Origin of the sequence: Methanobrevibacter sp. (assembly GCF_045646045.1) — an archaeon.
GTDB lineage: Archaea > Methanobacteriota > Methanobacteria > Methanobacteriales > Methanobacteriaceae > Methanocatella.
On the sequence record NZ_JAZRJY010000090.1, the window covers coordinates 1 to 4,716 of the forward strand.

Sequence of the window (4,716 nt, forward strand, 5' to 3'; positions counted from 1 at the left end):
GTAGCGAAAACTAATTTTTTTTATTCAAATTCTGATTTTATTAAATTTTGGTGATATTTATTAGTAAAGGACATAATAAAAATAATGACATCACCAAATAAAAAGAAATAATTAACAAAAATTAAAGAAATTAACTTTGAAAGTTAAAAAAATATATGTATCTTTGCACTGTGATTGAGAAACAAACAAGTTAATTAATAATTTATAAACTAAATAAAAAGAATTAGATATGAAAGAATCAGTTAAACTATTTTTAGAAGTTACAGAACTTGAAATGCTAAATTTGGATGAAACAACGATGTATGTTACATTTGAAAGTATTGCTGAATACTTAGGTGAAGGTGAATCAATTGAAGAGTTTTATCATACACTAACAGAGGTATGTGGCGATTATGGTTTTGAATTCGAAAAAACAAATAAAACAAACCGAATGTGGAATGCTCATGAAACTAAGAATTTTGATATTATTTTAACTAAGGTAAATTAAAAATTATTAATATTATGGAATATATAGAAATCATTAAGAGCATCAAGGATGCTGTAGTAGCGAATGGTATTGAAGTTGATTGGCATAACAAAGTAATGTGGGATGTATGCAAGAAGGAATATAAGTTCTTTATTGACGATAATGTAGAATTTTACTACAAATTTCCAAATGGTGAATATTGTACCAACTTAAATCCTTCATGGAATTTGGAAAATTTTATGTCAACATCGGATGAAGATTTGGTTGAAGAAATTAAAAAGTATTGTGAAGAATATAAGGAGGAATTGGATAGTATGATTGAATATTATAACGCTCATATAAATGGTAAATAAGATAGAACAAGTAGCAACGGATTATTTCTGTTGCTATCAAATTCATAACGATTTGGTAGCATTTGATTCAAATGAAATTGATTCGGATGTATTGTTGGAATATCACATTGAAGCAACTCAATATTTCCCTTCAATGGTTGATGATGATTGGATTGTTGACTTTATGGAAAATTGCTTGTTGAGACCATCTAATAATACTGATTGGACTGATGAAGATTTCAACCAAATTGTTGTTTTTAGAATAAAAAATGTATAAATAATATTTACATTTATTTGTTTTTTAAAAATAATTTATGTATCTTTGCGATGTGATTAGGGTTGGTTTTTTAAACATTCATTTTATAATTAATTATTATTTCGCCCATTGGAAGGAAGGGTTATATTCCTTCCATAAATTTTAAACAAAAACTAAATATATGAGTAACGAAGAAAAGAAATTTATCGAACAGTATTTCAAGTTGGAAAAGAGTTTGCAATTTGAAGTAAGACAAAGAATGCAAATTATATATGCTATTCAAGATAGGAATTTTTATGTTCCAGTAATTCTTAATAACTTTGTAAGTAAAACAGAAAAAGAGGTTTTTCTGAAAATGGTTAAAAAGAATGCAAATAAGATTAATACTTACTTAGGATATAAAGATTGGGATATTATTTCAGATTCTAAATTGGATGAATTGATTGAAGAATATTTCAATGAAAATCCTGAACTTGAACAAGTATATAGAACTACTGATGACGGAATGCCGTTTTAATGATGAACCTAAATACCAATTATATATAGAAGATATAACGTCTGGGAAATGTTATATTATATTGATTTAAAAGTTTACTCCAACTGAAACTAATTATGGTTGTAAAAATGATTAGTCATTCCTTATTGCGAGTTAAGGAACAACTGTATTAATATGATAAAAAAATCTTTTGTAGGTTAAATTATTAATTAATACTATCTCAAAATAATGAAATCTTATTAATGTTTTGATAGATATAATTCTATTAAAATATCCCATTGAACTGTTGAAGTTATGTAGAGCGATACTACCAATGGGAACATAGTTATAATTCTTACTCATATTAATAATTTTTTATTTATTTAGTTGTTTAGATGATGGGGATGACAATTCGGTCATCCCCTTTTTCGTTTACTTTTATATCTGACACTTACCATCAAGTTAATGGTCTCATCCAAGAATTTTATTTCTTTTGTCTTAATATTATAACTGAAATAATAGTTGAGACCAAACACAGATTCTATATTCAAATTCAGGATATTACCATCTTTTGTTAGTATAATTTTATTTACACATAAATCAATCACTTTTTTAATCTCAACATCATCATTCAAATGGGATATATCAATAAGACTTATTTTAAACCATTCCTGGGCGTTTTTAAGTGCTTGTAGTATATTTGTATTACTTTCCTCTAAAAGTCGCTTAGAATCGCTTAAAATGCCTTTATTCTTGATATTCTCACTTTCCAATGCTTCAAATTCATCGTCATCAATCTTTCCTTTAATGTAAAGGTTTTTTATTCGTTGAAGTTCATTATTTAACTCCAAATCTTTTTTGTTAATTGTTGTTAATTTTTCATTATTGATGGTTAACTGTTCTCTTAATTGTTCCTCTCGTTCAGAAGTGTTATTCATTACATAAATAGGGTATATCATAGTCCTAACACAATACCATACTATGCTATCTGCCACATTAATATTAATTGCAATATATGGATATGGTTGTTGTACCCAGTATGCAACATCTGTAACAGATGCAATCAGATTAGCGTTTTCCTGCGATTTAAGCAACGATTTGCAATAGTAGATATTATCTGTTGTTCTAGGCAGAGTTTTAGCATTAGCGAGTTTATTTCTTGCTTTATCAATCCAATCTTTAGGTATGGTTGCTGGATATATGTGTGGCATCTTCTTACTGTAAATTGATGCTTCACCACAAAAGGCATAGTTACATAATATGCACTTTAACCAAGTCTGGGCACTTCTTAAATGTTGGGTTGGTGATATACCTCTTTCCATCATTTCCTTTGCCAATTGTCTTAGTGTTATATCTGTTGTGTTATACCGATTGAACAAGTATTTCACAAATTCTATCTGTTCGTCATCTGGAATTATATAACCATCTTTATCAGTCTTATAACCAAACACTAATTTACCATTGACACACTTACCTTTTTTAACCCAATACTCTTTACCTCTTTTACTTCTCATCTTAGTCTGCTTTGCTTCATTTTCTGCAAAATAACCATAAATTGAAAAGAGCAAATCACACTGTTCATTTAGTGTTCCATCTTGGTTCAATAACTGGTATTTTTTATCATACACATAAAGGTTTACTTGGTTTTCAATAAACCATTCCTTCATGCTGTGTAGGACATTTTGTTTTCTTGCCAATCGGGAAATCTCATACACAATACACCCTTTAATATTGGAGTTATTATATACCATTTCCTTTAGGGTATTTAAACCATTTCTTTCTTCTTCACTTAACTTAACAGCACTTTCTTTATCATTGATAATGTGGTAATTATCAAATCCCAACTGTTGTGAATACTGGATTAATTCACCTTTTTGTTGTTCATAGTCTTGTTGGTTGGTGGACACTCTAAGTAATAGGATAACTTCTTTCATAACATTAATTTTTTGCAAATATAAGCAATACAATTTAATATACCAAATTCTCAATAGCAACTTTACATTAAATGGTATAAAAAAAGGTGATAGAACGCTTTCTACCACCTTTAAGGACATAATTTAGGAAACCTTTGGTTTATAATGTATATTTTCTCAATTCCCAGTAATATGCTTCATCATCCATAACCTTATCACCATCCATCAATAATTCCCAATCACCTTCTTCAAAGCATAATTCTTCAATGAAATACTTTTTGCATTTTCTGATTGATGTAAAAGGAATAATCCAAGGTTCATAGTTATGACAAATCAATATATATAATTTCTTTTCCATAATTATTTAATTGTTCGTTTCCAAAGGAAAAAATTAATATTCTCATCACTATAATAGGTATCAAGATGATTATTTCTAACCAACCAATTTAATTCATTATCCCAATCTTCTTTAGTCCAATCAGAAGTATCAGAATATTTGGTGATATAATCTCTAATTTTTTGCTCTATATTTTCTGGAGAAAAAACAATGCATTTATCCCTATATACATCATGTAATACATATACTTCCATAATTATTATATTTTTTTTGCAAATATAATGAATTATTTTAAAACAGAAGTATCTTCATTCTCATCATTTGATATTTCTTTCACATCTGGTCTAACTTCTACTTTTCTTTCTTCCACTTCACTAATATTGAATGATAAAGGTTTTAATATTAAATCTTGCTCAATACCATTTAATCCTAGAATAGTATTAATATGACTTACTAATTTTTTTCTCATACCATTCACCAATAATTTATTGGTAAGATTGTATTGTGCTTGTAATATTGCACCTTCACTACTGAAACCAGCATCATCAATTGGTAAACCGATTAAACCTCTGGAAACTCTATGTGCTGATAATATTCTATCTGTGGTTCTATTTGTTGTATCAGCAAATAAATTAACACCTTCACTATTGGATGTAATAGGAACAAATTCTACTGGTTTATCTTCTGAATTGTTTCTGAAAGTAATGATGATATTATTAGCGTTTTCAGAACCTGTGAATGTTGCTTCGATATTCTTAATTATCATATCTCGTTCATTATCATCTGAAACCTGATTCATTGTTAATATACCACTTGGTGTGAACATATTAGTAACAGCATTTAAATCATAGTTTTTCATTTCAATATCTGTTCTGATTGCGTCTAATGCTGATACATAGTGAGGTACTGGATAATATTCATCAAATATGTTATAATT

At 27.9% G+C, this 4,716-nt stretch carries 8 protein-coding genes; 4 read left to right on the top strand and 4 right to left on the bottom strand.

What is annotated here, in order from left to right; translation table 11 throughout:
- Positions 1-229: 229 nt before the first annotated feature.
- The 4 genes from ACKI5C_RS05920 (at position 230) to ACKI5C_RS05935 (ending at position 1,571) form a co-directional block, all read left to right on the top strand.
- The gene (locus ACKI5C_RS05920) at positions 230-487 is read left to right on the top strand and encodes a hypothetical protein (RefSeq protein ID WP_407432254.1); all 258 of its coding nucleotides are present in this window, start codon (positions 230-232) and stop codon (positions 485-487) included.
- Positions 488-501: 14 nt separating this feature from the next.
- Positions 502-819: a hypothetical protein gene (locus ACKI5C_RS05925; protein ID WP_407432255.1), complete on the top strand. Its 318-nt coding sequence runs from the start codon at positions 502-504 to the stop codon at positions 817-819.
- Positions 809-1,075: a hypothetical protein gene (locus tag ACKI5C_RS05930; protein WP_407432256.1), complete on the top strand. Its 267-nt coding sequence runs from the start codon at positions 809-811 to the stop codon at positions 1,073-1,075. The genes ACKI5C_RS05925 and ACKI5C_RS05930 overlap by 11 nt, the downstream gene beginning before the upstream one ends.
- A 160-nt stretch (positions 1,076-1,235) precedes the next feature.
- Positions 1,236-1,571, top strand: coding sequence for a hypothetical protein (locus ACKI5C_RS05935; RefSeq protein ID WP_407432257.1), 336 nt, complete (start codon positions 1,236-1,238; stop codon positions 1,569-1,571).
- Positions 1,572-1,945: 374 nt separating this feature from the next.
- On the opposite strand, the gene ACKI5C_RS05940 is transcribed toward ACKI5C_RS05935, so the two are convergent.
- The 4 genes from ACKI5C_RS05940 to ACKI5C_RS05955 all read right to left on the bottom strand — a co-directional run.
- The gene (locus tag ACKI5C_RS05940; RefSeq protein WP_407432258.1) at positions 1,946-3,496 is read right to left on the bottom strand and encodes a recombinase family protein; all 1,551 of its coding nucleotides are present in this window, start codon (positions 3,494-3,496) and stop codon (positions 1,946-1,948) included.
- A gap of 106 nt (positions 3,497-3,602) precedes the next feature.
- Positions 3,603-3,800 carry a hypothetical protein gene (locus ACKI5C_RS05945; RefSeq protein WP_407432259.1) on the bottom strand — a complete coding sequence of 66 codons (198 nt, stop codon included), beginning with the start codon at positions 3,798-3,800 and terminating at the stop codon, positions 3,603-3,605.
- 2 nt (positions 3,801-3,802) lie between these two features.
- On the bottom strand, positions 3,803-4,033 hold the full coding sequence (locus ACKI5C_RS05950; protein ID WP_407432260.1) for a hypothetical protein: 231 nt from the start codon (positions 4,031-4,033) through the stop codon (positions 3,803-3,805).
- Positions 4,034-4,065: 32 nt separating this feature from the next.
- On the bottom strand, positions 4,066-4,716 hold a 651-nt coding region (locus ACKI5C_RS05955), incomplete at its 5' end, for a hypothetical protein (protein WP_407432261.1).